The sequence below is a fragment of the Streptomyces kaniharaensis genome (assembly GCF_009569385.1).
Taxonomy (GTDB): domain Bacteria; phylum Actinomycetota; class Actinomycetes; order Streptomycetales; family Streptomycetaceae; genus Kitasatospora; species Kitasatospora kaniharaensis.
Genome location: NZ_WBOF01000002.1, coordinates 712270 through 738552, shown reverse-complemented (window position 1 = coordinate 738552; position 26283 = coordinate 712270). Strand labels below are relative to the sequence as shown.

General features: G+C 69.6%; 27 protein-coding genes and 4 pseudogenes. 11 read left to right on the top strand and 20 right to left on the bottom strand.

Going from position 1 to position 26283, the window contains the following annotated elements; all coding sequences use genetic code 11:
* Positions 1-128 precede the first annotated feature (128 nt).
* Both F7Q99_RS31070 and F7Q99_RS31065 read right to left on the bottom strand, forming a co-directional pair.
* On the bottom strand, positions 129-1337 hold the full coding sequence (locus tag F7Q99_RS31070; protein ID WP_153467433.1) for a ParB/RepB/Spo0J family partition protein: 1209 nt from the start codon (positions 1335-1337) through the stop codon (positions 129-131).
* Positions 1334-2488, bottom strand: a complete 1155-nt coding sequence (locus tag F7Q99_RS31065) for a ParA family protein (protein ID WP_153467430.1) — start codon at positions 2486-2488, stop codon at positions 1334-1336. The genes F7Q99_RS31070 and F7Q99_RS31065 overlap by 4 nt, the downstream gene beginning before the upstream one ends.
* Positions 2489-2955: 467 nt before the next feature.
* Here F7Q99_RS31065 and F7Q99_RS31060 point away from each other — a divergent pair, with 467 nt between their 5' ends.
* On the top strand, positions 2956-3471 hold the full coding sequence (locus F7Q99_RS31060; RefSeq protein WP_407697886.1) for a GNAT family N-acetyltransferase: 516 nt from the start codon (positions 2956-2958) through the stop codon (positions 3469-3471).
* Positions 3472-3542: 71 nt separating this feature from the next.
* Here F7Q99_RS31060 and F7Q99_RS31055 read toward each other — a convergent pair whose 3' ends face one another.
* Positions 3543-4115 (bottom strand): SDR family oxidoreductase, encoded by a 573-nt coding sequence (locus F7Q99_RS31055; RefSeq protein ID WP_407697893.1) that lies wholly within the window; start codon positions 4113-4115, stop codon positions 3543-3545.
* 20 nt (positions 4116-4135) lie between these two features.
* Positions 4136-4603 (bottom strand): annotated as a pseudogene (locus tag F7Q99_RS31050) (protein kinase domain-containing protein); the annotation flags it as partial.
* A gap of 62 nt (positions 4604-4665) precedes the next feature.
* Here F7Q99_RS31050 and F7Q99_RS31045 point away from each other — a divergent pair.
* A complete protein-coding gene (locus F7Q99_RS31045) occupies positions 4666-5310 on the top strand; it encodes a DUF7691 family protein (RefSeq protein ID WP_153467428.1) in 645 nt (214 codons plus the stop codon).
* A 354-nt stretch (positions 5311-5664) separates the two neighbouring features.
* On the opposite strand, the gene F7Q99_RS31040 is transcribed toward F7Q99_RS31045, so the two are convergent.
* The 3 genes from F7Q99_RS31040 to F7Q99_RS41895 form a co-directional block, all read right to left on the bottom strand.
* Complete coding sequence (locus F7Q99_RS31040) at positions 5665-8274, bottom strand: ABC transporter permease (protein WP_153467425.1); 2610 nt, start codon at positions 8272-8274, stop codon at positions 5665-5667.
* Positions 8275-8348: 74 nt separating this feature from the next.
* Positions 8349-9119: an ABC transporter ATP-binding protein gene (locus F7Q99_RS31035; RefSeq protein ID WP_326847361.1), complete on the bottom strand. Its 771-nt coding sequence runs from the start codon at positions 9117-9119 to the stop codon at positions 8349-8351.
* 169 nt (positions 9120-9288) lie between these two features.
* Positions 9289-9405, bottom strand: a complete 117-nt coding sequence (locus F7Q99_RS41895) for a TerD family protein (protein ID WP_230211012.1) — start codon at positions 9403-9405, stop codon at positions 9289-9291.
* Between the two features lie 14 nt (positions 9406-9419).
* Here F7Q99_RS41895 and F7Q99_RS31030 point away from each other — a divergent pair, with 14 nt between their 5' ends.
* Entirely contained in the window at positions 9420-9689 is a 270-nt protein-coding gene (locus tag F7Q99_RS31030) for a hypothetical protein (RefSeq protein WP_153467422.1), read from the top strand.
* A gap of 307 nt (positions 9690-9996) precedes the next feature.
* On the opposite strand, the gene F7Q99_RS31025 is transcribed toward F7Q99_RS31030, so the two are convergent.
* Positions 9997-11340: an LPXTG cell wall anchor domain-containing protein gene (locus tag F7Q99_RS31025; protein WP_153467419.1), complete on the bottom strand. Its 1344-nt coding sequence runs from the start codon at positions 11338-11340 to the stop codon at positions 9997-9999.
* Between the two features lie 260 nt (positions 11341-11600).
* Positions 11601-11825, bottom strand: coding sequence for a hypothetical protein (locus F7Q99_RS31020; RefSeq protein ID WP_230211011.1), 225 nt, complete (start codon positions 11823-11825; stop codon positions 11601-11603).
* Between the two features lie 618 nt (positions 11826-12443).
* On the opposite strand from F7Q99_RS31020, the gene F7Q99_RS31015 reads away from it, so the two are divergent.
* Entirely contained in the window at positions 12444-13034 is a 591-nt protein-coding gene (locus F7Q99_RS31015; RefSeq protein ID WP_153467416.1) for a hypothetical protein, read from the top strand.
* On the opposite strand, the gene F7Q99_RS31010 is transcribed toward F7Q99_RS31015, so the two are convergent.
* The 8 genes and pseudogenes from F7Q99_RS31010 to F7Q99_RS41890 form a co-directional block, all read right to left on the bottom strand.
* Positions 12952-13782 (bottom strand): IS5 family transposase, encoded by an 831-nt coding sequence (locus tag F7Q99_RS31010; protein ID WP_195911321.1) that lies wholly within the window; start codon positions 13780-13782, stop codon positions 12952-12954. The genes F7Q99_RS31015 and F7Q99_RS31010 overlap by 83 nt on opposite strands.
* A gap of 270 nt (positions 13783-14052) precedes the next feature.
* On the bottom strand, positions 14053-14442 hold the full coding sequence (locus F7Q99_RS31005) for a hypothetical protein (protein WP_153467410.1): 390 nt from the start codon (positions 14440-14442) through the stop codon (positions 14053-14055).
* Positions 14435-15064 carry a pentapeptide repeat-containing protein gene (locus F7Q99_RS31000; RefSeq protein WP_230211010.1) on the bottom strand — a complete coding sequence of 210 codons (630 nt, stop codon included), beginning with the start codon at positions 15062-15064 and terminating at the stop codon, positions 14435-14437. The genes F7Q99_RS31005 and F7Q99_RS31000 overlap by 8 nt, the downstream gene beginning before the upstream one ends.
* A gap of 100 nt (positions 15065-15164) precedes the next feature.
* Positions 15165-15386, bottom strand: a complete 222-nt coding sequence (locus tag F7Q99_RS30995; protein WP_153467407.1) for a helix-turn-helix domain-containing protein — start codon at positions 15384-15386, stop codon at positions 15165-15167.
* Positions 15386-15994 carry a DUF2975 domain-containing protein gene (locus F7Q99_RS30990; RefSeq protein ID WP_153467405.1) on the bottom strand — a complete coding sequence of 203 codons (609 nt, stop codon included), beginning with the start codon at positions 15992-15994 and terminating at the stop codon, positions 15386-15388. Before F7Q99_RS30990 ends, F7Q99_RS30995 begins: the two co-directional genes overlap by 1 nt.
* 296 nt (positions 15995-16290) lie before the next feature.
* Positions 16291-16506 (bottom strand): annotated as a pseudogene (locus tag F7Q99_RS30985) (IS5/IS1182 family transposase); the annotation flags it as partial.
* Between the two features lie 42 nt (positions 16507-16548).
* Positions 16549-17328, bottom strand: coding sequence for a hypothetical protein (locus tag F7Q99_RS30980; RefSeq protein WP_153467402.1), 780 nt, complete (start codon positions 17326-17328; stop codon positions 16549-16551).
* 361 nt (positions 17329-17689) lie between these two features.
* Positions 17690-18289 (bottom strand): annotated as a pseudogene (locus tag F7Q99_RS41890) (IS5/IS1182 family transposase); the annotation flags it as partial.
* Between the two features lie 279 nt (positions 18290-18568).
* On the opposite strand from F7Q99_RS41890, the gene F7Q99_RS30965 reads away from it, so the two are divergent.
* The 5 genes from F7Q99_RS30965 to F7Q99_RS30945 all read left to right on the top strand — a co-directional run bounded on the left by F7Q99_RS30965 (position 18569) and on the right by F7Q99_RS30945 (position 23598).
* The gene (locus F7Q99_RS30965) at positions 18569-19180 is read left to right on the top strand and encodes a thioredoxin family protein (protein ID WP_153467393.1); all 612 of its coding nucleotides are present in this window, start codon (positions 18569-18571) and stop codon (positions 19178-19180) included.
* Positions 19177-19695 carry a hypothetical protein gene (locus F7Q99_RS30960; protein WP_153467390.1) on the top strand — a complete coding sequence of 173 codons (519 nt, stop codon included), beginning with the start codon at positions 19177-19179 and terminating at the stop codon, positions 19693-19695. The genes F7Q99_RS30965 and F7Q99_RS30960 overlap by 4 nt, the downstream gene beginning before the upstream one ends.
* Before the next feature lie 607 nt (positions 19696-20302).
* Positions 20303-20572: a hypothetical protein gene (locus F7Q99_RS30955; protein ID WP_153467387.1), complete on the top strand. Its 270-nt coding sequence runs from the start codon at positions 20303-20305 to the stop codon at positions 20570-20572.
* On the top strand, positions 20565-21194 hold the full coding sequence (locus tag F7Q99_RS30950) for a DUF6879 family protein (RefSeq protein ID WP_153467384.1): 630 nt from the start codon (positions 20565-20567) through the stop codon (positions 21192-21194). Before F7Q99_RS30955 ends, F7Q99_RS30950 begins: the two co-directional genes overlap by 8 nt.
* 169 nt (positions 21195-21363) lie before the next feature.
* Positions 21364-23598 carry an ATP-binding protein gene (locus F7Q99_RS30945; protein ID WP_326847360.1) on the top strand — a complete coding sequence of 745 codons (2235 nt, stop codon included), beginning with the start codon at positions 21364-21366 and terminating at the stop codon, positions 23596-23598.
* Between the two features lie 345 nt (positions 23599-23943).
* On the opposite strand, the gene F7Q99_RS30940 is transcribed toward F7Q99_RS30945, so the two are convergent.
* A complete protein-coding gene (locus F7Q99_RS30940) occupies positions 23944-24594 on the bottom strand; it encodes a restriction endonuclease (RefSeq protein ID WP_326847359.1) in 651 nt (216 codons plus the stop codon).
* A 113-nt stretch (positions 24595-24707) separates the two neighbouring features.
* Complete coding sequence (locus F7Q99_RS30935; RefSeq protein ID WP_153467378.1) at positions 24708-24908, bottom strand: hypothetical protein; 201 nt, start codon at positions 24906-24908, stop codon at positions 24708-24710.
* A gap of 230 nt (positions 24909-25138) precedes the next feature.
* Between F7Q99_RS30935 and F7Q99_RS40595 the strand changes: the two genes are divergently transcribed.
* Complete coding sequence (locus F7Q99_RS40595; RefSeq protein WP_195911332.1) at positions 25139-25285, top strand: hypothetical protein; 147 nt, start codon at positions 25139-25141, stop codon at positions 25283-25285.
* 118 nt (positions 25286-25403) lie between these two features.
* On the opposite strand, the pseudogene F7Q99_RS30930 reads toward F7Q99_RS40595, so the two are convergent.
* Positions 25404-25678, bottom strand: a pseudogene (locus F7Q99_RS30930) (ADP-ribosylglycohydrolase family protein); the annotation flags it as partial.
* A 224-nt stretch (positions 25679-25902) separates the two neighbouring features.
* Here F7Q99_RS30930 and F7Q99_RS30925 point away from each other — a divergent pair.
* Entirely contained in the window at positions 25903-26256 is a 354-nt protein-coding gene (locus F7Q99_RS30925; protein WP_230211009.1) for a hypothetical protein, read from the top strand.
* Positions 26257-26283: the final 27 nt, after the last annotated feature.

Genomic DNA, 26283 nt, shown 5'->3' with positions numbered 1-26283 from the left:
GAGGGTGACCGCCTTCAGGGTCTTCGACTACGCCGCTTGGGACGACGTTTGGTCCCGCCTCTTCCATCAGTCGTCTGCGATGTTGTCCGCGGACAACATCACGCCGTCGTCGTCTGATGCTCCGCAGGTCAGACGTGGGCGTGGAGTTCCTCTACGAGCGCGATGAAGTCGGTGCCGCTCAGTCCTGCTTTGAGGGTCGTGGCCTGCTCCTGCGCTGTTTTCCCCAGGGCCCGCACAAGATCTGCTGGCGCCGCTGGGGACACGGCAGGCTGCTGGCGCGGCAGCGGGGTCATCACCGGGGTACTAACGCTGTCCGAGGCGCGCTCGTTCGACGCCCTTCCCTGTGCCGAGCTCGGTTGGCTGGTCAGCGTGGAGGTGTTGTCCGCGGACAACACGGAGGTCTCCGACCTGCCAGCGGTCGCCGGCTTTGCGTCGGGGGCTGCCGCTTGCGGGGAGTCGGTTGGCGTGTTGTCCGCGGACAACGCGGGGACCGGTACGGACGGTTCTTCAGCAGTCGGCTCAGTTACTGGGGAGATGTTGTCCGCGGACAACATCTTGAGCGCGTCCCGCTGAGCGATGCGCTTGGCGCGTTCCTCCTCCTTGAGCTGCTCCTCAAAGGCGAGGAGGTCGTCAACGGTCAACGCCCTGTCGTCCTTAAAGGCCCGGGCGAGACGCCTGCCGTAGCGCTCGGCCATCTCACCGCTGGCCAGCCTGTCCTGAATCGCCGGGGGGAGGTTCAGGAGCAGGATCTGGTTACCCACCCACGACCGGTCCCGCCCACGACGGCGAGCGACCTCGGCGGCGTTGCCGCCACACGCCTTCAGGAGCTGTTCCAGACCCAGGGCCCGCTCGATGATGTTGAAGTCCTCACGGTCCTCGTTCTCGGCCATGAGGTAGTCCATGAAGTCGGCCTGGCTGGTGGCCAGGTCGTCGCGGACCACGAAGTCGAGGACCTCAAGTCCCACCTGTGTCGCTGAGCGGTGCCGACGCTCGCCGTTGAGAAGGACGAACTCGGCGTCCTTGCCGATCAAGATCTCGTGCTGGGGCCACAAGGCGAGGTAGGCGGCTCGGGTGACGACGACGCATGCCGTGGTCTGCTTCTTCGCCAGGCTCTGCCCGAGGGCTTCCCGCTGCTCTTCCGTGCCGTAGTTACGTCGGGGATTCTTGGGGCACAGCGCTACTCGGGCCAGCGGCAGGCGCTGGATCTCGTAGTCCGGGATCATCCCCTCGGCTTGTGCCTTGGCACGGCCCCGCTCGCTGCGACGAGTGTGGCCACTGGTGGCCGGTGCCAGGGCGCCGAACGAGCCGCCGCCGGCCAGGCGGTCTGCTGCCTTCACGACGCGATCCTCCTTGCGATGTCTCGCATGACGTCGGCTTGGTCGCAGTCCGGCGCGTGGACGAGCAGCGGCGTCTTCATCCGCACTGCCTCGCGCTGGTCCTTCAGATCGTTCACGACGGCGATCACCTCGGGGTGGCCGAGGCTTTTCCAGGAATCGAGGGAGGACGTCACCACGTAGCCCTTGCGGACGTCGTAGAGGTTGACGACGAAGCCCAGGTCGTGAACAGCGATGTCGAGGTCGTCGCAGAGGGAGTCGATCTGCTCGCGCAGGAGGGTGTAGGCGTCGGCAGAGGAGTCCTCGGCCTGCACCGGGATCACGATTCCGGAGTCACCCTCCAGCTCGCCCTCGCGGGTTCGTACGTAGTAGATCGCGTTGTCCATCGCGTACCCGAGGCTCGGCGGGCAGTCCACGATCACGAAGTCGAACTCGCGCTCAACGGCGCTGAGAGCCTTCTCAAGCGCGGTCTCCTTGACGCGGATCTCGCGTGAGGAGACGAGCTTGGCGTCGAGCAGGAAGCCGTCGGTGCAGGCCGGCAAAAGGTGCAAGCGGTCGCCGAAGTTGTCTCCCGGGATCCCGATGAGCAGGTCGCGCAGGTCCGACTGCCGTTCACCGCACATGTTCTTGACGAGGCTGTCGCCCTTGATCGGGAGGTGGTCGTGGCCGAGCTGCTTGGTGAGGTGGCCTTGGGGGTCGAAGTCGACCAGGCAGACCCGGAAGCCCATCTCCGCCAGGGCCTGGCCGACTCCTGCGGACATGGCCGTCTTGCCGACGCCGCCCTTCTGGTTGCCGAACGCCACGCGCCGGGCTCCGGTCAGCGGCCGGCTCCTGTGGGGGAGCGGGTTCGCTTCCAGCCACAGCCGGATCGCCTGGGCGAGGCCCTGGTTGTAAGGGAGCCCACGGCCCGAGCAGTCCTCGCGGAAGCCCCGGTACAGCGCGGAGGGCACGTAGGTGGAGAACGAGTCCGACCGGGCGGTGTCGATCAGGTCGAGCGGGTGGTTGGCCTCCCGCCATGCCTGAATGCCCTGGGTGACGGCGTCCTGGATGGGGATGCCGACGGTCGCGGCGCGGATCTTCAGCTCCCGCCGCAACTGCTGGGGGAGTTTGGTAACTACTTTGTCCCGGTCATCGGGCATGGCTGGTGCGGTCATGAGGGGAATTTACTAACCGCTGGCCTTGTGTCAGCACACCCGACACGGGGCAATTCAGACTTTCCATCCGACTCTCTGGATCGCACTGTGCCCCGGCGATGTTGTCCGCGGACAACATCAGCCCGGCCAGCCTGATCAGCCCACTGCAGGCAACGTTCCTCAGTGCCTGTGTTGTCCGCGGACAACACAGAAGACGCGACCTGCGGCGGGCCCTGGCCATCGCTTCGCTCGGATCGGTTAGCAGCGGTGCCGGGCTCGGTCCCTCGAAAGGCGGCGGAGCTGGGCCGGTGGGGATGTTGACCGCGGACAACATCCCCACCGGCCCGGAAACGCGGAAGGCAGGCGGGAGCTGGACTACGCGTCGCGCCATGCATCGGTGACACAGCCATCAACCTGGTTGCCCTGGTCCGGGTCGGCGCCCGCTTCGACCGGGGCATACTCGTCGAACGTTCCGACCAGGAGGCAGCGTGATCGCTCTCAAGCCCGAAACCATCCACACTGACCGTCTGACCATGCTGCCCCTGCAGGCCGAGCACGCCGACGAGATGGCCACGGTGCTGTCCGACCCCGGCCTGCGCACCTTCATCGGTGGCGCTCCGGACACCGCCCGGGCCCTGCGCGCCCGGTACGAACGCTGGGCGGCCGGCTCACCCGACCCCGTTGAGTCCTGGTGCAACTGGGTGATCCAGCTCCGCGACGAGGCCTGTCTGACCGGCACGCTCCAGGCAACGATCACCGCCGACGACCGCGGCGCCACCGCGGAGATCGCCTGGGTGGTGGGGACCCCCTGGCAGCGGCGCGGCATCGCGACCGAGGCGGCCCAGGAGCTCGTCGCCTGGCTCCGACAGCACTCGGTGCACACGGTCATCGCCCACATCCACCCCGGCCACAAGGCATCCGCCGCCGTCGCCAGCGCAGCCGGACTCACCCCCACCGATCAGTGGCACGACGGAGAGATCAGATGGCTACTGGCAATCAACTGACCCCCGCCAAGTGGGCCCCGGCAGCCGCCACGGGATGACGCCGACTACGGCCTACTGGTGGGCTCGCGTATTCAACTGTCGTGGGAACCGCCCCTGCGCCGATGGAGGGCTGGCCGGGCTGCTGGCAGTCCCCGTCGCAACAGCATCGGGTGGGCTGGGCGGCTCATCCCAGCCGTGTGCACCACGACGTCGGCGCCGCCGAAGCGCTCCTCGGCCGCGTCGAAGAGCGCGGCAACCTCGGCCTCGTCGGCAACGTCCGCCTTGACGGCCACTGCGCTGCCGCCCACCTTCTCGATCGCCTGGACCGCCTCCTCGGCGGGTTCCGGGTTGCCCGCCGCCGCGGCGGCGCGGGCGGCCTGGGCTTGGAGGCGGACGACGGTTTGTAGGGCCGCGGAACAGGCGGCGGCGCGGCCCGTGCAGGTGCGGGTGCGGGTCGGGCGGTCTGGGTCGGCTGGTAGGCGGGGTGTGAGGCCGACACCGTCGGCGCGTGCGTGCGCGTGGTGGCCGGCGCGCGGTCGAGGGCCTGCGGGCCGTCGGCCAGGGCGTGGCGTACGGCCGTCTCGCGCTGCCCGATCTCGTGCGTGAGGGGCGCGGGCAGCCAGCCGTCGAAGGTCCGTAGCGGGCGCTGTGTGGCCCGCTCGCACAGGGCGGCCAGTTCCTCGGGGGTGGCTCGGGCCGCGGGGTCGGCCGCCAGGCAGCGGTCGAGCAGCGGACGCAGTTCGGCTGGGTAGCCGGACAGGTCCGGGAGACGGAGTTCGGTGTTGGCGATGCGGGCGGCGAGGGTGATGGCCCCGCCCTCGCCGTACGGGTGCCGGTCGGTGGCCGCGACGGCGGCGATCAGCCCGAGGGCGAAGACGTCGGCGGCGGGGGTCACCGGATCGCCGTTGGCGTGCTCGGGCGACATGTACTGGGGCGTGCCGATCATGCCGCCGCTGACGGTGAGCTGGGTGTGCCCGTCGGTCCGGGCGATGCCGAAGTCGATGACCCAGGGGCCGTCCGCGCCGAGCAGGACGTTGCGGGCGGGTGCTCGGCCACCGCCTTCCTGATCGCGTCCGTGCGCTGCCCGCCGAACAACCCGTGGGGCGGGCAGCGTGGTGGTTCGAACCCGCTGCGGCTGCAGGTGGCTCGACAACGCCTGCCGCCAGACGAGGAATGCCCGGCGACCTGTCAGTGGCGGCTGACAGCATGTCGATCATGAGCCGGATCATCTCGTACCGCACCGTCGACAAGACCAGCGTCCTCGCCTACCTGCCCGCCGGGGACCTCACGCCCGACCAGCGGCGCATCCTCGGCCTCATCCGGGAGAGGGCGCAGCGGGCCCAGGACGACCTCGACCATCAGGGTCTGGACTGGGGTCTGACCATCCCCGAGGCCCTCGACCACCTTCTGGCCGGCCGCGCCGACTCCGACGCCTCCTACGCCGCCGGCGCGTACGCCCGTGCCCTTCAGACCATCATCAGCTCCCACGGCTCGGACCCGAGCGACCTCGGCGTCTACTCCAAGCCAGCGACGTTCTTCAGCGCGTTGGACGACGAGCTGCGCCGCCTGGGGGTGAGTGCCGACCTGCTGATGTACGACCACCTGTTCTTCGGCTGGGACGAGATGCCCTTTCACCTCCCCTACCCGGTCGACGGTCCGAACATCGGCGTGCTCCCGCTCGCTAAGGCCAAGCCGATCGCCGACGCCTACCGCGCCGTGCTGGACCAGATGGATCAGGACTTCCACTACGACGTCCGCCAGCTGATCGAGATGCTCGAATTCGAGCACGAGGAGTGGGAGAAGTGCAGGAAGAACGGCTGGTACACCCCCGACAGCATCTTCTTCTCCATCACCGGCTGACCGTGCGCCACTGAGGCGGTTTTGCCCGGTCGGCCGTAGGCCCGCCGAAGCAAAACCGACCGTGCCAGGGCCCGCCTGTGAGGACGCCGACGGCACGTGGCAGCAGTCGGAAGTCGGCGCGGTCGGTGGGCGCAGCTAGGCGAGGGCCTGGGCGGAAGTCCGCCGACCGCATCAGCGGGCTCTGGCGGCCGAACGTGACGGTGCCCGACTCCTGGTCTCCGCCGCCGGACTGACCACCGGCTCGCTGCAACCGTCCAACCAGGGCGTAGTGTTCGCCGGGCCGTGACGCAAAGGAGCCCCCTGGGGAGGTTCGGTCGAACCTCCCCAGGGGGCTTCTTTCGTACGGTCCTGGGCCTACTCGCTCTTGATGGCGCCCAGGATGTCCATCTTCGCCGCCTTGTAGGCGGGCCAGAGGGCGGCCACCAGGCCGACCACGGCGGCCGCCAGCAGGAAGCCGAGGATCTGCAGCGGCGGTACCTCGGTGGTGATGCCCTTGAAGGTGTCCGCCAGGGTGCGCAGGCCCGCCCAGGCGACCACGATGCCGAGGACGACGCCGACCAGCCCGCCGAACAGCGCGATCAGCAGCGACTCCAGTCGGACCATCCGGCGGATGCCGAGCCGGTCCAGGCCGATCGCCCGCAGCATGCCGATCTCCCGGCGGCGCTCGAAGACCGACATCGCCATGGTGTTGACGACGCCGAGCACCGCGATCACCACGGACATCCCGAGCAGCCCGTACATCATGTTCAGGATGCCGGTGACGATCTGGCGGTTCTCCGCCTTGATGTCCTTCTCGCCCTTGACGGCGATCAGCGGGTTGCCGCCGGTCGCGTCGCGCAGCGCCTGCTTCAGCTTCTCGGTCGGGCCGTCGGTGCCCTTCACCAGGACCCGGTTCGGACCGGTGCCGGGTGCCGCGTGCGGGCCGACCACGGCGTCGGGGGCGACGATCCCGGTCAGCGAGGTGCTGGAATCCAGCACGCCGCCGACGGTCAGCGAGCCCTTGGTGCCGTCCGGGTAGGTGACGGCGAGCGTGTCGCCGACCTTGTAGCGGGTGCTCCCGTCGGAGCCGGAGTTGACCAGCAGCTTGCCCTGCTTGAGGGCGTCCGCGGCGCCCTCCTTGACCTTGACGGTGGCCAGCTGGTCGATGGTCGCGGCGTCCACCGCCGTCAGCCACTCGGTGTCCGAGCCATCCGGGCCGTCCGAGCCGTCCGCGCCGTGCGAACCGTTCGCGCCGTTCCCGCCCGTCGTCACCGGGACGGTGCGCTCCACGCTCATCGCGCTGACGCCGGGCGCCTTGGCGATCTGGGCGGCGACCTCGGGGGAGAGCATCGAGTAGTTCTGCATGGTGACCGTGAAGTCGGCCTTGAGGTCGCTCGCGGTCGCCTTGTCCACAGCCTTGTTCACCGAGGCGCCGACCACGGTCAGCGCGGTGATCAGGGTGACGCCGATGGTCAGCGCCGAGGCGGTGGTGGCGGTGCGGCGCGGGTTGCGGATCGCGTTCTCCTTGGCCAGCCGGCCCGGGGTGCCGTACAACCCGCGCAGCAGCGGGGCGAACAGGGCGATCAGCGGCCGTGACAGCAGCGGGGTCAGCACGAACACGCCGATCAGCAGCGCGCCCGCGCCCGCCCCGACCAGCTTGACCTCCTTGTTCGACGCACCCGCGGCCAGCCCGGCCGCGCCGGCCAGGGCGAACACCAGGCCGATGGTGTTGCGGACCACCAGGCTCTTCTGGGTGGCGGGCTGCTCGGCCGAGCTCATCGCCGCCACCGGGGCGATCCGGGAGGCGCGGCGGGCCGGGAGCCAGGCGGCGACCAGGGTCACCAGCACGCCGACCGCGAGCGCGGCGATGACGGTGCTCGGGGCGATCACCAGCGGGCCGTCCGGCAGGTTGGCCTCCAGCGGGCCGTTCAGCAGTGCCTGGAGCCCGGCGGCGATGCCGATGCCGGCCACCAGACCGGCCACCGACGCGGTCAGGCCGACCAGCGCCGCCTCGATCTTGACGGAGCGGGTGATCTGCTTGCGGCTGGCGCCGATGGCGCGGAGGAGGGCCAGTTCCTTGGTGCGCTGGGCGACCAGCATGGTGAAGGTGTTGGCGATGATGAAGATGCCGACGAAGAGCGCGATGCCCGCGAAGACCAGCAGGGCGGTGCTTATGCCCTTGGTGCCCTGCTGGATCATCCGGTCCTGCTTGTCGGCCAGTTCGCGGCCGGTCCTGGCGTCGAGGTTGTCACCGTGCGGGACGGTCTGCTTGACGGCGGCGAGCAGCGCGGAGTCGTCGGTGCCGGGCTTGGCCTTGACGTCCAGCTCGCCGAAGCGGCCCGGGCTCAGGTAGAGCTGCTGGGCGGTGGCGCTGTCGAACGCGGCCAGCGAGCCGCCGGCCACCACACGCGGGTCGTTGGTGCGCAGGGTGCCGGTGAGCTTGAGCTCCATCACCGGGCCGTTGACGGCCACCCGGACGGTGTCGCCGACCTTGTAGCCGCCCTTCTCGGCGGTTTTGGCGTCCAGTGCGATCTCGGTGGCGTTCTTCGGGCCGCGCCCCTCGACCAGCGGGTAGCGCGGGTCGGTGCCGTCGGCGGCCGGCACGTAGTTGGTGCCGGTGGTGGAGAAGCCGTTGCCGATCAGCGCGCCCTTCTTGTCGGCGATGCCGGCGAAGCCGCTGACCACCCCGCGCACGTCGGCCACGCCGGGCAGCGCCGCGACGGCCTTGCGGGTGTCCTCGGTGAGGGTCGGGCCGGTGTGGGCCTTGCTGCCGTGGTCGTAGCTGCGGGCGACGGCCTCCCGGTCGCTGACCGTGACGGCGATGTCGGTGTAGCTCTTGGAGTTCTGGGACCTGAGCGCGCTGGCGAGCGTGTCGGTGAAGACGAGCGTGCCGGCCACGAAGGCGGTGCCGAGCATGACGGCGAGCGTCGTCATCAGCAGTCGGCCCTTGTGGGCCAGCACGTTGCGTAGTGCGGTGCGGAACATGAGGAGGTGTCAGTCCTGGGGTTGCTCGTGGGCGGGTGGCTTCGGGGTTCCGGGGCTGCTGGGCTGCCTGGGTGTCAGCTGGTGCGGCCCTTGGCGTCGAAGCGGCGCATGCGGTCCAGGACGGTGTCGGCGGTGGGGGCCGTCAGTTCGTCGACGATGCGGCCGTCGGCGAGGAAGACGACGCGGTCGGCGTAGGAGGCGGCGACGGGGTCGTGGGTGACCATGACGACGGTCTGGCCGAGTTCGCGCACGGAGTTGCGGAGGAAGGAGAGGATTTCGGCGCCGGAGCGGGAGTCGAGGTTTCCGGTGGGTTCGTCAGCGAAGATGATGTCGGGCTTGCCGGCGAGGGCGCGGGCGCAGGCGACGCGCTGCTGCTGGCCGCCGGAGAGCTGGGACGGGCGGTGGCTGAGGCGGCCGGAGAGGCCGACGGTGTCGACGACGCGGTCGAGCCAGGCCTTGTCGACCTTGCGGCCGGCGATGTCCATCGGGAGGGTGATGTTCTCCAGCGCGGTGAGCGTGGGGAGCAGGTTGAAGGCCTGGAAGATGAAGCCGATGTGGTCGCGGCGCAGCTGGGTGAGCTGCTTGTCCTTCAGGCCGACGAGTTCGGTGTCGCCGATGGTGGAGGAGCCGGAGGAGACGGTGTCGAGGCCGGCCATGCAGTGCATGAGCGTGGACTTGCCGGAGCCGGAGGGGCCCATGATGGCGGTGAACTCGCCCTGGGGGAACGTGACGCTGACGTCGTCGAGGGCGACCACGCGGGTCTCCCCCTCCCCGTAGACCTTGTTGAGACCGGTGGCGCGGGCGGCCGCCCGGCCGGTGAGGACTGCGGTTGCGGGGAACGTCACGTGGACTCCTGGGATGAATCGGATCTTCCTACCGTTCCATCCTCCCAAGCCGTTCGAATGTGACGTGTATGCCGAGGAGGCGACCGACCCCCGCCGACCCGGCGGTGTGACGGGGGCCGTCTCCTCCTCAGGTATGACGCCTCTCCCTGAGGACCAAGTCCCCGGTGGGCTACTCCACCGCGACGCCGAAGGCGGTGGCCAGCCCGGCCAGACCGTTCGTCACCGCGCGGCCCGAGGGCGCGAACTGCCAGCCGTCGTCGGCCCGTCGGAACGCGCCCAGGAGCATCGCCGAGTCTGTGGTTGTACGAACACGTGCTGGTAGTGGAGGTGGATGGTCGCGACTTCGAGTGCCCGCTGCATGAGGTCTCGGTCCGTGACGAGTACTCGGACGGAAGCGGTCACGTCTACGTGGCGCTTCCAGACGGCCGTCGGCAGATGGTGTCCATCTCTCTGGAGGAGACGCCGGAGGCCGAGGTGCGCAGGTTTGTCGTGGCGGTGTTCAACGCCGCCGCCGACGAGAAGATGGCCAGGCTCGAGCGGCAGGCTCTCGTGCCACAGGCCGAGGCCTAGCTACGCGAGGCGAAAGCCGACACGGCCGGCCAAGAACAGGCCGGGGACCGGCTGGCTAAGGTGAAGACCCGTCAGAAATCGGACAAGCGCATCCCACGTGCGCGTCAAGGGCTGGACGCGGCATTCGACCGGTGGGAGCAGCTCACCGGCCACCGCCCGCAGTAGCACGCCCCGCCAGACCGGGTGGCCTGCCGAAACCGGTGACACCGAGGTGAATGCCGCCTCTCACAGTCCCCATCGGGCTGACCCTACGCACGAAGGCCCGTCCGCCCCCGCTGCCTGTCGGGGAACGGGCGGCCTTCCCCTCTCAGCTGCCCTGCGTACCCTTGCGACGACGTGCGACGACCAGGGCGCCCGCCCCGAGGGCGATCGCGGTGGCTCCGGTGATCGCCATCGGCGCGGCGCTCGAACCGCCGCCGGTGGACGCGAGCTGGGAGTCCGTCGCGGCGGCCGGGGCCGTGACCGCCTGAGCACTCGCCGCCTGGCTCGGCGCCGACACGGCGGCCTGTGCGACCGGAACGACCGGAACGGCGGACGGCGTGACCGAGGGCGCACCCGGTGTCGGAGTGGTGACGGTCGGCGTCGGGGCCGAGGTCCCGGCCGCTGCCTCGACCGTAAACTCGGTCTTCGGGCCGAACCCACTGTTCGCGCTCTCACCCGGCCCCGGCTCGCTGCTATCGACCGGCAACAGCGACTCGGCCATGGCGGGCGCGTTCTTGGTGAACGACAGCCGCACATTGACCGTGCGGGTCTCCCCCTTGGGCAGGTTGAGGATGTCAGCGTCCTTGTCGCCCGTCCACCGCGTCATGTAGAGCCAGCCGGAGTGGCCCGAGTCGATGCTGGGGCTGCCTTCCTGCCACCGGCCGCTCGGTGTCTCGTACTCGAACGTGAGCACGTCGGCGGTGAGCTTGGTCTGCCCCTGGAACAGGACGGTGGGGAGGACGCGGAGGTCCTTGCCGGTCCGGTTGGTATAGACCAGCTTGAACTGCTTCGCCTCGCCCCCCGCTGTGAAGGAGGCCGGCACGCCGTCGAGCCTGGCCTCCGGCCGCGCGGCAGGCGTGGGGGCCGGGGTGCTTGGCGTCACCAGCGGGGCGATCGTCAGCCTCAGGGACGGGCCGTTCGCCTGCGAGATGCGCTGCTCCGGCGGCAGCACGGGATCCGACACCACGACGCCGAGATTCGCCGTGAACGAGACGAGGGGGGCGTCCGCCGCCACGGTGAGGCGCAGCCGGTAGGCGGTCTCTGCACCGCTCGCCAGGTGAAGCTGGGTGGCGAATTGGTCCAGCTCCCAGACCCCGCCCCCACCTGCGTCGGTGTTGTTCACCTTGGCGTCCTGCCACTGCGTGGTGCCGGGCCGCTGGTACTCCAGCTTGAGCTGGCTCTGCTTGAGGCCGTCGCCGCGAACACCCGCGACGACGAAGCCGGTCGTCGCGTCGACCTGGTGATCGGCAGTGTTCTTCAGAGTCGCGGTGAGCTCCACCGGCTCGCCACCGGCCTTGACGGTGGCGGGGCCGTTCAGGGTGGTGGTGACCGGCGAGGCCGGCGCCTGCGGGCCCTGGGCGGCCGCGGTGGTTCCCGGGGCAGCGGACACGGCCGGAGCCGTGGCGAGGGCCACGCCGGACACCAGCGTGGCGGCGGCGGCCACGGTCATGAATCCACGGTGCTGAATACGCAACGGAACCTCACGGGAGAATTCGGACGGAACTCATCGGAACGTGAAATCGCGTGCGTGAGAGGCCATTTCTGGCATAGCCGAACCGGTGCTTCGCCCCCCAACGAACAGCGATCGCGGCATCCTACTCCGCCGCACCGACCCCTCAGCGGGCGGGGTACCTCGGCAAGTGCCCCACCTCTCGCCGCCCGTCAGGGCGTCAGGCGGTGCAGGTCACGGGGGAAGAGCGCGGTGCGATGTCAGCCCGCGTGAGGGAGCCGTCCAGCGTTCGAGGCCCAGAGCGAAACCGCCGTGCAGAGGCATGCCGTGGGGGAGCGCAGGTAGGCGGCGTACGGTTCGACGGACTCGCCGCAGGCGGCCAGGGCGGCGAGGTAGTCCTCGTAGCGGTGCAGGCGCTGGCCGCCGGTGACCAGTTCGACGTGGACCTGGCCCTCGCCCGTTCCACCGACCTCGCCGACCACCACGACGCCACCGCCCCCACCTCCAGGCCGCACTGCGCAAGACGACGCTCCGGGCCCGTCTGACCGGCGCGAACCGCGACAACGCCCGCGCCTGCGGCCTGCTCACCGTCCAGGACGCCGTCGCCGAGTACCGCACCGGCGCCGCGCTGGCCGTCACCGCCCCGGAGCGCACCGACATCCCCGGCCTGGCCACCAAGAGCGACGGCCGCTACACCTTCCCGGCGCTGGCACTGCCGCCGCTGCCGTCCGGCAAGAGCGCGCCGGACGGGAAGGGCGCGGCGGCGGCGAACATCGCGGGCCCGACCTGCATGGCAGCAATCCGCGCATATCAAACACCCACTGAACGTCGCGAATTCCGGAAGGGTGCCCGCCTACCGCGACGGGCGACTCGGAGCGATCACTTCGACCTGCCCACCCCGTTCGGAGATCCATGCCTCAAGCTCCGCGCCGGCCAGCTGCTGGGAGGATTCGCCACTGAAGACCGTAATCGGCCCGAAGACTGAGAGCGTGGTGGTGAACCGGCCTGTAGCTCGATGACCTGCAGCTTTCGGGTGGCCGTGGTGTCGGGGTGACCGGCTGCGGGCAGCCAGCGGAGGGTTGGTTTGGTCGTGGAGGTGCGGTGTGCCGTCGGTGATCGCGTTGCTGGAGGTCCGGGAAGCGCGGGCCCAGGAGGATCTGGATTCGTGGCTGGAGGTGTTGCGGGAGGCCGAGGTTCAGGCGGAAGCCGCCCGACAGCGGCTGGAGCACGCGCGGATCGCCCGGGCGGAGGTCGCGCTCATGTTCGCTGAAGGAGTGGTTCCGATCCACGAAGGCGACGAGGTGTCACGTGCGGTGGTCGCGCCCCCGGTTCCCGCTCCCGTGGAGCGGCCGGTGCCTGCGCGCCCGGTGCTGCGGGAGGGGTACGATGCCCGGCCGCCGCAATGGCAGGCCGGGCTGGACGCCGCCGCTTTGTATGGGGCCTATCGGCAGGTCTTCGAGACCACGCTGGCCGCGTCGGGGCCGGTCACGGTGCAGGAGCTGACGCGGGCCCTGGGGCGGGACGCCTCGCGGTTGAACGAGGTGGAGAAGGTGCGTCACCGTGCCTACGCACTGGAGGCGCGTGGCTGGCTCGTGCGTGAGCGGGGCGTGTTCAGGCCGGCCGCGGGTCCAGCCGCTCGGGGCGGAACTCCGGCCAGTGCAGACGTTCTCTCGCCAGCTTCCGCGTCAGGGTGATCAGGCCCGCCCACCACACCATCTGCACGTGGTGGTCGGGCCGGCGCTCGTGGTCGCGGTTCAGCCGCCGGGCCCGCGAGAGCCACCCCAGCGTGCGTTCAACTGTCCACCTGCGCGCGAGGACCACGAATCCCTTGGTCCCGTCGGGGCGCTTGACGACCTCGACCCTGACGCCGTGGGCGGCGAACGCGTCCGCCAGGGCCGGGCCCTGGAAGGCGGTGTCCGCCCAGACCAGTTTCAGCAGCCTTCCGGGCTCGGCCATGAACGCGTCGATCAGTTCCGGGGCGGCGACAGAGTCGTGCACGTTCGCGGGCGTCACGGTGACCTCCAGCAGCAAGCCGCCGGTGTCGGTCAGGACGTGGCGCTTGCGTCCGTCGCGGAGCTTGTTGCCGTCCATCCCACGCGTGGCCGCGGGGCAGGTTTCCGAACCGTCCACCGACTGCGCGTCCATGACGCCCGCGCTCGGCTCGGCCGCCCGCCCCTCCCGCTGACGCTGCAGGCGACGTAGTCGCTGGTAGAGCTCGCGCACATACCCGTGGCGTGACCAGCGGCGGAAGAAGTCGTAGACCTTGCGCGGGGCTGGCAGGTCGACGGGCATCGCCCGCCACTTCGCGCCGTTGTCGACGAGGTAGCGCACCGCGTCGACCATCTCACGGTGGCAGTGAGCCTCGGGGCGTCCGCCCCGGCCCTCCAGCCAGGCCGGCACCGGCATCGAGGCCCTGACCTGGGCCCATTCCGCGTCCGTCATGTCGGACGGGTAGTGCGGTGCCCGCCGTCCCGTCGCGATCGCTCCGTACTGGTGAACGTAGCAGTCACACGGCAGAGTGGCCGAAGTGGCACCGAAGGCATCGTTGATGGTGAACTGGGGCGGCAACGGGCCTCCTGGGCCGGAGGGTTGGTCTCGACAACCGCACTCCTACCAAGAGGCCCGTTCTTCTACGCCCACCGAGCGGCCAGCACGAACGTTCGAGATTTTCTCAGAGGGATGATCTTCGGAGCAGTCTGTCGGTGGACACCATCACGCCCCTGGCGGGATGGCGAACGGGTCGTACTCCTCGGGCATGAAGCAGCCGTAGTCCTGGAGTGGCTGCGGATCGTTCAACACGATGTGCTTGCGCTCGCCCGCAGGTGAGAGTCCGTCTGGGCGGTCCAGAATCCGTTGGCCGGGGAGTCCGGTGGACCCTGGTGCGTTGGCTGCGAGTCGACCGAAGCGGTCCAGCAGAGCCCACACAGCATCGTAGACATCGCGGATGTCCTCGGCCGCTCTCTCCTCGGTGATTTCAGGGGAGGCTTCGCGGTACGCCGCACGGGCCGAAGCGACAAAACGCTCCGGATCGACGATCACTACGTCCTGGCGCGTCCGAACGCTGATCGTCATACCCGCCGTCGGGACTGGAATCTCATCCACCGGCCCACGGTACTGCGTCGGAAGCGCGACCGACCGGCGCATTCGCAAGCCGACCCCACCGAACACCACCCGGTTCACCACCACGCTCTGAGCCTGTCAGGCCACGCACCACCGTAGTGTCATCGACGCTGATCTTGAAGGTGTTCTGAAACAAGACCGCGTCGGTCAAGTCTGCTCCCCTCATATCGACGCCGGAGAGCGAGGCCCCCATGATCTGCGTTCCTCTGAAGCTCGCTCCCGATGCGTCGACCCCTTGCAGTGAAGCTTTGATCATGTTGGCACCGTCGAGCCGTGCCGAACGGAGCACGGCCCCGTCAAGATTCGCCCTGACGAGGTCAGCGCCTGTCAGATCCGCATCGGTGAGATCCGCTGACTGAAGGTCGGCGCGGTAGAAAATCGCTCCCACAAGCCGCACACCCGCTAGGACCGCCTGGGTGAACCACGAGCTCGAAAAATCTCCGCCCGACAGGTCCGCACCTTGGAAGTCGCACTCCACGCCGAAGAGGCTGTATCCCTCTTCCGCAAGCCATTCTTGCAACTGGCGTGTCGCCTCAGGATCGGCCGGTAGCGTCTTCGGCTCCCAGTTCTTACGGGTACCAAATGACATGATCTTCCCAGCCATGGCTTTCAATAGTTGCGCGCCATCTCCCGGCCCCGGTAGCCGCGCTCCTGGCTGCCATCCGGCTCGCGTGCTGGGGGCGATGGGAGGTGTGGGCTGTGGTTCACCGGTTAGAGGAGAGCAGGTCTCCGGGCTGGCAGTTCAGTTCGCGGCAGATGGCGCTAAGGGTGCTGAAGCGGATCGCCTTGGCCCGGTTGTTCTTCAGGATCGAGAGGTTGACGACGGTGACGCCGACCCGTTCGGCCAGTTCGGCGAGCGTCATGCCGCGCTCGTCCAGCAGGCGGTCCAAGTGGCACTCGATCTGATGCGGCTCCTCCGGAGGCATCAGACCAGCCCTTCGGTGTCCGCGCGCATGCGGGTGCCCGCGCGGAACGCCGCAGCCGCCGCGCCGACGAGGACCGCCAGGAACATGGGCTGGACCGCGTAGTTCTTGGCGGGTGTGATCGCCGTCGTCGCCGGCAGCCCGTGCGCGAGCAGGTTCGTCGTCATCATGTCCAGCAATGGCACGAGGAAGCCCATGAGCATGAGGGCGGCGGCGATGACGGTGAGGCGTCGCGTGTTCTGGGGCGCGAAGAAGTCGCCGTCCCGGAAGGTGCGGGCCATCCGCAGGAGGGCCGCGAGGACCACGACCAGCAGCAGGCCGCCCACGAGCCCGGGAAGGGCGAGGAGCAGGCGCTGCCCGAGGCTCGGGTCGGCGAAGGCCAGCTCGGCGTGACCGGAGCCGCGGAGCGTCACGGCTTCGGATACCGCGGTGACGGGCAGTCGTACGGCGTCGTCGACGCGCACCTCGCGCGAGTAGCCGGGCGACAGCGGGCCGTTCACCCCCAGGATCGGGAGAAGGACCCGAAAGAGCCCCACGCCCAGCGCGGCCAGCACCAAAACCAGCTCAAGGACGCGGTCGGCCAGCCGCGTCCACCAAGTCGTGTTGCTCATGTTCCCCACCCATTCAGCGGCATATCGTTTTTCGATGCTATCGAAAAACGATATGCCGCTGTCAAGTGGCTGACACCGCACCAACGCAGCGACCTCCCAACAGAAGAGCTGTTCAAAGCCTTGGACGCCAAGGCCCGCGACCCTGGACGAGCTGCGCACCGCGCTGTCCCGTTACGGCTTGCCCGGCGATCGCGAGGTCTTCGAGCAGGCGCTGACCGCCGCTCTCGCCCCGTCTCCGATCGGTGACCTCGGCGTTGCGCCGAGGTGATCGCCACTTAGACCGACCGGCAAATGGATCACTTGAGGCGTGGGGTGGTGGGTCGGCCGTCCCAGCGGTAGCGGCTCCGTGCTTGGCGGATCAGCATGCGGAGCGTGACGAGAACGGCGGCCAGGTAGAGGTAGAAGTCCACGACCTTGCCGTTTCTCTCGGTGCACCGTCGAAGCTTGCCGTCGTCGTTCATCCACGAGTGCGTGCGCTCGGCTGGCCAAAGCTGCTGTACGCCCGGCGCAGGACGTCGGCGGGGTCGACTTCCTGCGCGTGCGCTTGTCCCTCGTCAGGACGGGTAGACGATCGAGCCCAGCGGTGGGCAGGGGATCAGCATGGTGCCGATGCCCGGGCGTTCGACGAAGGCCCGGGCTGCGGCGGCCTGTTCGCGTCGGGTGTCCAGATCGTCGGCGTGCCAGGCGTCGTGCCTGGCACGGGTGTAGTCCCACGAGTCGTCGATGAGGCTGAGGCTGACGTTGCCGGCGCTGCGCTGGAAGTCCGCCTTCACGGCGGCCTGTCGCAGTGCGGTCTGCGTGGCGGCGAGGTCGAGGCGGGTGATCAGCACGCCGGGGGTGTTCGGCTCACGGGTCGGCATGGGGGCCTGCGGGAGCAGCGAGACCCCGGTGTCGAGGCGGCCGATGTTGTCGACGGTCGCCTGCTGGGCCTCCCTCGCCATGATCTGTATCTCCCGGTGCAGCCAGAGGAACTCGTCGAGGTCGGCCGGGGTGACGCGCATCCGCTCGTACAGGGCCCGGAACCGGGGGTCGGGGTGCAGCGGGCGCACGAGCGGCATGTGGAACGCCACGCAGTCGTTGAACCCGTTCGCCACGGCGGCGTCGAAGTGGAGGAGGCCCTGATCCACCTGCCCCTGTGCGATGGCCAGACCGCCGAGGCCCGAGTGCCCCGACGCGACGAGCCACCTGCCGTCGGGGCCGAGCGCCGAGGCGCGCACGACGATGTCGTGGAGGCCGGCGACGACGTCGACGCCCCGCGGGGTGAGGCCATGGGTCATGACCGCCACCTGAAGATCGTGCACGCGGGCGGTCAGTGACGTGACGGTGTCGGCCATGGATCTCCTCGGTGGTGGTGAGGGTGGCAGGTGCTCAGGCTCGGGCCAGCCAGCCTTCTTCAAGACCGTCAAGGACGAACCCGTTGTCGAAGCGCACCCGGTAGGTCGTCCGAGCGCCCGCTCCGGCGTTGACCGCTCCCACCCGGGCGACGTTCTGGCGGAGGTCATCGATCAGGCTCGCCGCGAACGCGTCGAACCGATGGCCGCGAATTTGCTGATCGAAGCTCGCGAGGTAGTCCTGGCCCGCGCGGCCGGCTTCCGTGGTCGAGCCCATGACCGTTCCCGCCAGGCCCTCGGCGAGGAACAGCGGACCGGGGACGCCGCCCCTGGTCGCGGTGTCACCTGCGGTGACCTGCGCATCCCTGGTCAGCGTGACCCTCGTGCCGGCCTCGTACGGCATGGGTGCCCCCTGTCGTTCGATCTTGGACTCGCAAGGGTAGTCGAATCACCTTGGGGAGAAACGGTGTTCGACGAAGCTCGGGAGCTCTTGTTGCTGTCTTAGCCCCGGTCGAGGTTGACGTTGACGGTTTCCGGCAGCGGCCCGACCTGCTTCTTCGCGGCGTCCAGGGTTGGCCCGAGAAGCGGTGAGTCATGCCGGTTGGCCCCATCGGAGACGATCCCGATCGGGCACCGCGGGCGTCACAGGCAGCGGAGCGCTTCAGGCCTTTGCCCCGGTCGACCGGCGAACGGCCGGCCTTCTCCCCGCCGGACGGGGCCTTGGTGATGCAGCCGTCCACCGAGATCTCGCCCAGGTCGAGGCCGATCATCCGGGCGTAGAGATCCGTTCGTAGCCGAAGCCGTGGACCAGCGCGAGCACCGCATGCTCGAAAACGGTTCGGTCGGGAATCCGGCGGCGATGGCAGCCCAGCGGGTGGCTCACAGCGAACTCCGGCCGGGTGGGCAGGAGTGCGGCGAACTGGTCCCAGAGGGGTTCGAGCAGGCAAGATGGCAGCGCGGGCACGGCCGTCCTTCGTGATCACTGAGCGTAGAGAATTCCATGATCACGCGGACCCGTGCCCGAACTGCTGTCCAGGCCACCTCGCCAGCGCCTATTGCCGGTCGGTCCTACCGCCACCGCTGGTCCTGCACACCGACGAGCAGGCGATGGCCTCCTTGGCCGCACCCATCGGCGGACGGAAATGGAGCCCGGCCCACAAGTCCGTCCACGCCCTGGAGAAGTCGGGGGCTGTGATCCCGCTATCCTCCCTGGGTCAACGATCAACGTGCGGGAGGGGAACCCATGCGGCAGCGCCGCGCCCTGCTTGCCAGCGCCGCCCTGGCGGTCATACTCACCACCGGCTGCGGCTCGGGCGGCAGCGCCACGAGCGGGGCGGCCCCCACGGCCGCTGCGCCGGCCGGGACGGGCACCACGCCAGCCGCGCCGGTGAGTCCGGCGCCGGTGAGTTCCGCGCCCGCGGGCCCGGCGACTACGAGTGCTGGGGCCGGGGCCGGGGAGCTGCCGGACGGGTACGACCCGAACCGGGACGCCGCGGCCGATCTGAAGGCGGCGCTTGCCCTTTCGGCCGGCGATCAGCGGCCGGTGCTGATCGACTTCGGGGCCAACTGGTGCCCGGACTGCAAGGTGCTCGACAAGCTGTTCCATTCCGCAGAGGTCGCCCCGATGTTGCGGGGCGACTACCGAGTGGTGGCTGTGGACGTGGGAAAGTTCGACCACAACCTCGACCTAGCCGCCCAGTACGTCGACCTCCAGCAAAGCGGCATCCCCGCGCTGGTGGTGCTCGCCCCGGACGGCTCCGTGCGGACCGCGAGCAACGACGGCGCGTTCTCCAATGCCCGCAGCATGAACGCGGACACGGTCGCCGCCTACCTCAAGCGCTGGTCGCAGAAGTGAGTCCGGCCGGGCGGCCGCGCGCTGGCTCGGCGGCGGCCGCCGTGCTGCTGCTCGGGGCGGCGGGCTGTTCCGCGAACCCGGCACCGACGGCCGCCGCGGCCGCCACCTACAGCGGCGGCGGCGTCACGGTCACCCTCCGGCTTGCGGCTGGGGAAGACGGGCGGCAGCTGCTCAACGCCACCTTCACCCCCGAGCAGGCCGGGTTCCACCTGTACAGCGTCGACCTGCCGGCAGGCGGGGTCGACGGGCTCGGCCTGCCGACCCGGCTGACGGTGCGCGGCGGCTTGACCGCGGACGGCGCCACACGGGCCGACCGTCCGCTGCGTACGGTGAGTCCCCTGGGCCTCGGTGTGGAACTGCCGGTCTACCCGGACGGCGCGGTCACCATCAGCCTCCCGGTCCGCCGGGCCGACGCGGGGCCGACCGAGGCGGTAGTCAGCTTCGGCGCATGCAGCGAGCAGCGCTGCATGGTCCCTGTCACTGACCAGGTCATCCCCCTCGGCACGGTCGGCTGACGCGGCCGGCCGCTCCAGCCGGATCCGCAGGCGGGGATGCACCGACGCGCGCAGCTCCAATGGACCGAACTCCTGCCCCGCAACCGCCGCCGCTGGCGTCCCGCCGGGTCCTGGAGGACCCGATCATCCGCGACCTCCGTCCCGGTCGGATGGGGCTGATCTGCCGTCACACGCCGGTCCGGCTCCCTACCGTGACCCCAGGCGTGGAACCATGCGCGGGGAGGCCGATCGTGAAGCTCGTCGCTGACACCACGGAGAGTCCCTTCGAGGAGGCCCTGGCCGTAGTCCGCACGGACGCGAGCTGGCCCCCAGCTCGGCGAGCCGCATGGATCCGTGCAGTGGGGGTGCATAGGCGTGATTACTCGGCTGAAGCGTTCCTCTGCAGCGCTGGCGGTGCGGTTCGGTAGCGCTCTGCCCTTTGTGCATGGGGTGCTGTGGCGTGGCAGATGCCGTGCGGAGAGGTGTTCGACTGCCCGTCGGACAGGTCGGCCCCACGTGCCTCGTGATCGCGTATTTGCGGATGGCGGATCTGTAACTCAATTCCCCTGACTCAGCGTCAGGTGTAAACTGCGTAGTCGTTGTAGGCGTGAGATAGACGGAGGAGAGTATGACCCGCGCGTGGGAGGCTGACCCGTCCGCGTTGTTTGAACGGCGACTGGGAAAGTCGGCTAAGGAACTCGGCTCCTCTGACGGCCGCGACGAATGTCCGGATATCTGGCGGCTCGACAACGGCGATATCGCGGTGATTGGCAGGGATCTCACGGATAATTACCGCGGCCACCTTCCCGAAGGTGTCGCCGTGGGGTCGGACGAGCGGCTGGTCATCATCCCCGGAGCCATGCTCAGCGCGGCGAAGGTGGACATCCCGGATGCCTGATCGCCGGGCCCCGGACCTGAGCCCCGAGCGGGGCGAGCGGCTCGTCCGAGAGGACTACAAGCGTGACTTCCGCGAGCGTGATGCGCAGCTCCGGGGCAGGGACTCCTGGAAGCTCGAACGTCTCCAATACTTCGAGGAGCAGGGCAGCCCGAGTCGGGATGCGCTGCGTCGGGGGGATTGGGAGGAGGCGCTGCGGCTTCTGGAGGACAGGCGCGGCGCCTTGCTCGCCATCGGCCGGGAGGACGAGGAGCGCCGTTCCTTCTTTCACCGTGTGCGGGTGATTGAGACGCCGCTGACCGCGTATCTGCAGTGGGAGTTGCATTCGCTGCGGATGCGCGCTGAATGCGGCGAGAGGGTCCGTATTGTCCCCGCCGAGAAGCTGGCTGGCACGGAGGAATTCAGCCCGTTGCCGGAAGTGGTCATTCTCGGCGGGCGCACGCTGTACCAGGTCCTGTATGCGGAGACAGGAATTCCGAACGGTGCGGTCCGCTACACCGATCCCGAGCTTGTCGACCGCTGGGAAAACTACATCAAGGATCTCTACGAGGCGGGCGAAGACGTGCGGACCTACTTCGACCGTGAGGTAGCGCATCTTCCCCCGCCGAGCACAGGGACGGAGTAGGGCGATCGACGAGCACAGTGGGGGCACGGATGGCCCCGGCACCTCGCGTAACGAGCTGTCGGGGTCGTCGCGTGACGTCGTCCAGGCGAGGAACGTCAGCGGGGGAATCCACTTCCACGGCGTTCCCGACCGAAAGAGCCCCCCGACCCCGCGCCAGCTGCCGGCCGATGTGCGCGGCTTCGTCAACCGCGTTGACGAGCTTCAGGAGCTGAACGCGGTCCTGACCGACCAGGACGGGGACCCACTCGTCGTCTCGGTGTTCGTCATCGCCGGCACCGCCGGCGCCGGCAAGACCTCGCTCGCACTGCGCTGGGCACACCGAGCCCGGGAGCGCTTCCCGGACGGGCAGCTCTACGTCAACCTGCGCGGCTACGACCCGGGGCAGCCGGTCACCGCCCAGGAGGCGCTGCACCGGTTCCTGACCTCGCTCGGCGTCCACGCCCAGTCCGTCCCGCAGGACCTGGACGCGGCCGCCGCGCTCTACCGCTCCCTGCTGGCCGAGCGCCGCATCCTGGTGGTCCTGGACAACGCCGCCACGGTAAGCCAGGTCCGTCCCCTGCTACCCGGCAGCGCCAGCTGCCTGGTCGTCGTCACCAGCCGCAGCCGCCTGTCCGGCCTCGCGGTGCGCGACGGCGCCCGCCGACTGACCCTGGGCACACTGCCCGAGCCGGAAGCGGTCGCCCTGCTGCGCGCCGTCACCGCCGGCCACCGATCGCAGGACGACCCGGACAAGCTCACCGAACTCGCCCGGCTCTGCGCCCAACTGCCACTCGCCCTGCGCATCGCCGCCGAGCGCGCCGCCAGCTTCCCCCACATGGGACTGGACAACCTGATCGCCGACCTACGGGACGAGTCCGCCCTGTGGGACGCTCTGAGCGTGGGAGACGACGAGGAAGCCGACGCCGTCCGCACGGTGTTCGCCTGGTCCTACCGGGCCCTGCCCGACCAGGTCGCCCGCCTCTTCCGCTTCCTGGGCCTGCACCCCGGCCCCGAGTTCGGACTCCATGCCGCCGCAGCCCTCGCCCAACTGACCACCAGCCGCACCCGCCAACTCCTCGACTCCCTGGTCGGCGCCCACCTCGTCGAACAGACCGCACCAGACCGCTACCAGTTCCACGACCTCCTTCGCGCGTACGCCACCGACCAGGCCCAGCACGAAGAACCACCCAACGAACGGCAGGCCGCGCTGCGCCGCCTGCTGGACTGGTACCTGCACACCGCCGACGCCGCCCAGAACTGGATCAGCCCCGCCGAAGCCCACCTGCCGCTCACGCCGCCGGCGGACGGTGTCCACCCGCTGGCCTTCCCCGACTACAACGCCGCCGTGGACTGGGCCGAGCGCGACCGCACCAACCTCCTGCAGGCCGTTCGCACCGCAGTCGCCGCAGGATACGACCAGCTGGCATGGCAATTGGCCGCCGTCCTGTGGAACGCGCAGGCCCCCTCAGCGCCAGGCGCGGACTGGCTTGCCGTGGGCCACATCGGCCTGGACGCGGCGGCCCGTCTGGGCGACCGCCCTGCTGAAGGCCAGCTGCTTACGGACCTCGGCATGGGCTACACCCGGATCAACGCCCTTACGGAGAGCCTCGAGTGCCACCGAAAGGCCTTGGCGATCTGGCGTGAACTGGACGACCGACTCAACGAGGCACATTCCCTCAACCTCCTCGGACTGGTCCACCTCCGCAGCAGGCAACTGAGCGACGCCGCACAGTACTTCGAGCAGGCCATCGCAGCCTTCCAGCTCCAGGGCTCCGCTCACTGGCAGGCCACCACGCTCTCCAACCTCGCCAGCGCCCACTACCGCGCCGGACACATGACGCAAGCCGCAGCCACCATCCACCAGGCACTGACGGCACACCGCTCCTTGAACAACCAGCGCGGCGAGGGAAACGTCCTGCGCCTCTTGAGCGACCTCCAGCGCGAAGAAGGCGAACTGGAGGAGGCACTGAGGTCGGCTCACGACGCGCTGGACATCGCCCTCGGCCTCCGCGACCACCGGCTGGAGGGGTTCTGGCTCATCACTCTCGGCGACGCCCAGCAGGCCAACGGTCAGTTCACCGACGCGCTGGAGTCGTATCAGCGCGCCGCGGTCCTCCATCGTCGCCTCGGTGACCGCAGCCGGGAAGCGCTGGCATGGCACGGCGTAGGCGAGACGTACCGCCGACTCGACAGACCCGCGGACGCGGCCAGCTTCCACCGCCAGGCCGCCACGGTTCAGCACGAGCTCGGCGACGCCTGGAACGAGGCCCTGGCCCTCGACGGCCTGGGCACGTCCGTGCACGGTGAGGACCCAGAGGCCGCTCGGTGGCACTGGGCAGAGGCCCTGAGCCTTCTCGCCGACTACGACGACCCGCGAGCGGTGGCGATCCGCACCCGAATCGAACGCCGACTGGAGACGGACTGAACCACGCTGCTCACCCTTGAGCGGGCGGCACGTCCTCTTGCGGTGCAGTCCCGCGCGGGGGCGCCGCGTGAGAGGTAATGGTGGGTGCTTTGGAGATCACGGTGCAGTGGATCAGGACGTAGGAGTCGGTGCCGATCTCGATGATCCACCGTCGACGTCGAAGGCGCCCACGAGCACCTGTGCCACTTCGCCCACCTGATCGTCCAGGGCTGGAAGCCCGCGCTGCCGAACCGATCGGGCACACCGCAGGCGCCAACGTGCGGCTGGCCCGCACGCCGCGCAGAATGCCCCCTGATCAGGGACCCGTCCGTGGGCCGAGGACGGTTCGGGCAGGCCGCTGCCCGGTCAGTTCTGCTGGCCGTTACGAGGGGCGGGGACGTGGGGCAAGACGTTCCACAGGGGCTGGTTACCGGCTGCCCAGCGGGCGAGGGTGTTGCGGTCGACCAGGAGGATGCCCTGCTCGGCGCCCCAGCGTACGGCTTCGCGGGAGAAGCGGCCGTTGGTCACGACGGCGGCGACGTGCGCACGGTGGGCGCGCTGGTAGGTGCCGGCCAGCGCATACAGGACGCCAACACCGACCGCCTTTCCGCCGATGGGGTCCTGCTTGTGCTTGCACTGCACGGCCCAGCGCCGGCCCGTCGGGTCCTCGGCGAGAACGTCCACGCTCTGGTCGTTGGCCCGCCCGACCTTGCGCGCGCGGCAGCCGTCCCGTTGCAGCAGGTCGCGCACCGCGTACTCGAACGCGTCCGGCTTCATGTGGTCGATCCCGCCAGGACCGCTGAGCGCCAAGCGCAGCTGGGCGGCACGGACCTGGTGGTCGCGGGCCGCTAACGCGCGGTTTCGCAGGACGGTCACGGCGGCGGCGCTGGCCGCGAGGGCGAGGGCTGCGGGGATCCACCAGTTCGCGGCCAGCCACCGCAGGACGGCGGCCGCGGCGCTGAGCGCCAGGAACGCCACCAGCGCGTAGGCGAGCCAGGTGGCGTCGTCACGGCGCACGGGCCTGCGCCCTCGGCGCCGACGGGCCGGGGGCCTGCGGCTAGCCACGCGCTGTTCCGGGCCTGTTCACGTCGATGTCCTTCCTGCGGTCGTCTGCCGGGCCGGGGGAGCGATCAGTGGGTGGCGTCGACGGCAATGCCGACGAGCTGGAGGATGGCGTGGCCCCAGGCGGTGGCGGCGATCAGGACGCCGAACACGACGGCGGTGAAGACCGTGAATGCCTCGTCAGTGCGGCTGCGGGACTGAGTTCGGCGCCGGAGCCGTACGACGATGAGGATCGCGATGAACGCCGTCGCGCTGATCGTGTACTGCACTGCCCGCCCCCGACCGTTACTTGACTCTGTGTGAGGCTTCGGCTACCCGGCGCCTGCTGCCATTCGGGTGAGCATGCCAGAACCTCCGGCGGCCCGGGGCCGGTTTGGGAAAATTAGGCGCCTGCGAACGGCCCCGCGCGGCGCCGCCTGCCCGGCGACCATGAGCAGAGCAGGCCCTGACCGCCGCCCTCGATGCCTCCCCGATCGGCGGCCTCGCATCGGTCACCGAGATGATGGCCACCTACCGCCACCGCCTGGTCGTGCGTAGCGACGAACAGGCGATGGCGTCGCTTGCTGCGCCGATCGGGGGCCAGCAGTGGACCCCGTCCGCCGACGTTTTGTCCCGGGTGCGCGTCGCAGGCGGCGGCGAACGGTGACCGACCAGCCGGCGCTGCCGAGCACGCCTTCTCGGCCTGCGATGGGCCGTTCAGGGGCCCAGAGGCGAGTAGTTTCGCCCCCGAAGGAGAAGAACGCCGCCATGAGCCAGCCCGTACATTCCGATGCCGCCCACCGCTGGAAGCAGGCGAAGATGTCCGGCAGATCCAGTCCGCCCCGCTCCAGCAGGGACTCCGCGACCAGGACGGCCATCTGCGTGTCGTCGGTGGCCTCGCCCGGGTCCCAGCCGCCACCTCCGCTCATCTCGTCACCGGCATCACGCACGGGAAACCGCGCAGAGAACGCTCCCGAGGGGCCGAACTCGAAAGGGCCTCAAGGGCGTCACCCACCGCTGAGCCGATGACCGCGCCAGCGGCCCGCTGAATCCGCTTCATTCGCGCAGTTATCTGTGTCGTCTCGGCGGCCGCGCGACTCTATTCGTTCTCTGGTGCCCCGATCATCGGCAGCGAACGCGTCTCGTCCCGCGGAGGTGACCGAGGTGACGCGGTTCACCTCCCCGTACGGGCGGACGTGGGACCAGAACAGCGGGGTCAGGCCGTGTCGGTCGACGGGTGTGAGGAGCTCAGCCCACTCCGGTTCGCCGAGGATATCCTGAAGCATGAGGGTGTTCACATGCTCGCTGAACTTGGCTGCTGGGCGCCTCGACCACCTCGGGGACCTCGATAGAGTCGGGGCGATGACTGGGAACCGAGGCCGCTGGCCGAAGATCGATCAGGACCGTGGCGTCGAGGACGTGACGCTACTCATCCTGGAGTGGCTGGGTGAGCAAGGTGTGAACGCCATGATCAGGGTGGACGCCGAGAGGATGGTTGACAACGCTCCGGCGTGGACGTTCGCCGCCAGCGGCGGCCCATTGGAGGGTGGAATGCGAGCCGACGGGCGGAATGTCCAGCAGTGCATGTCCGCCGCTCTGGCCCAGTTGCGCCAGGCGGGACTATCGGTTCCGTTTTGATCTTCATGCGCTACTGACTTCGATCAC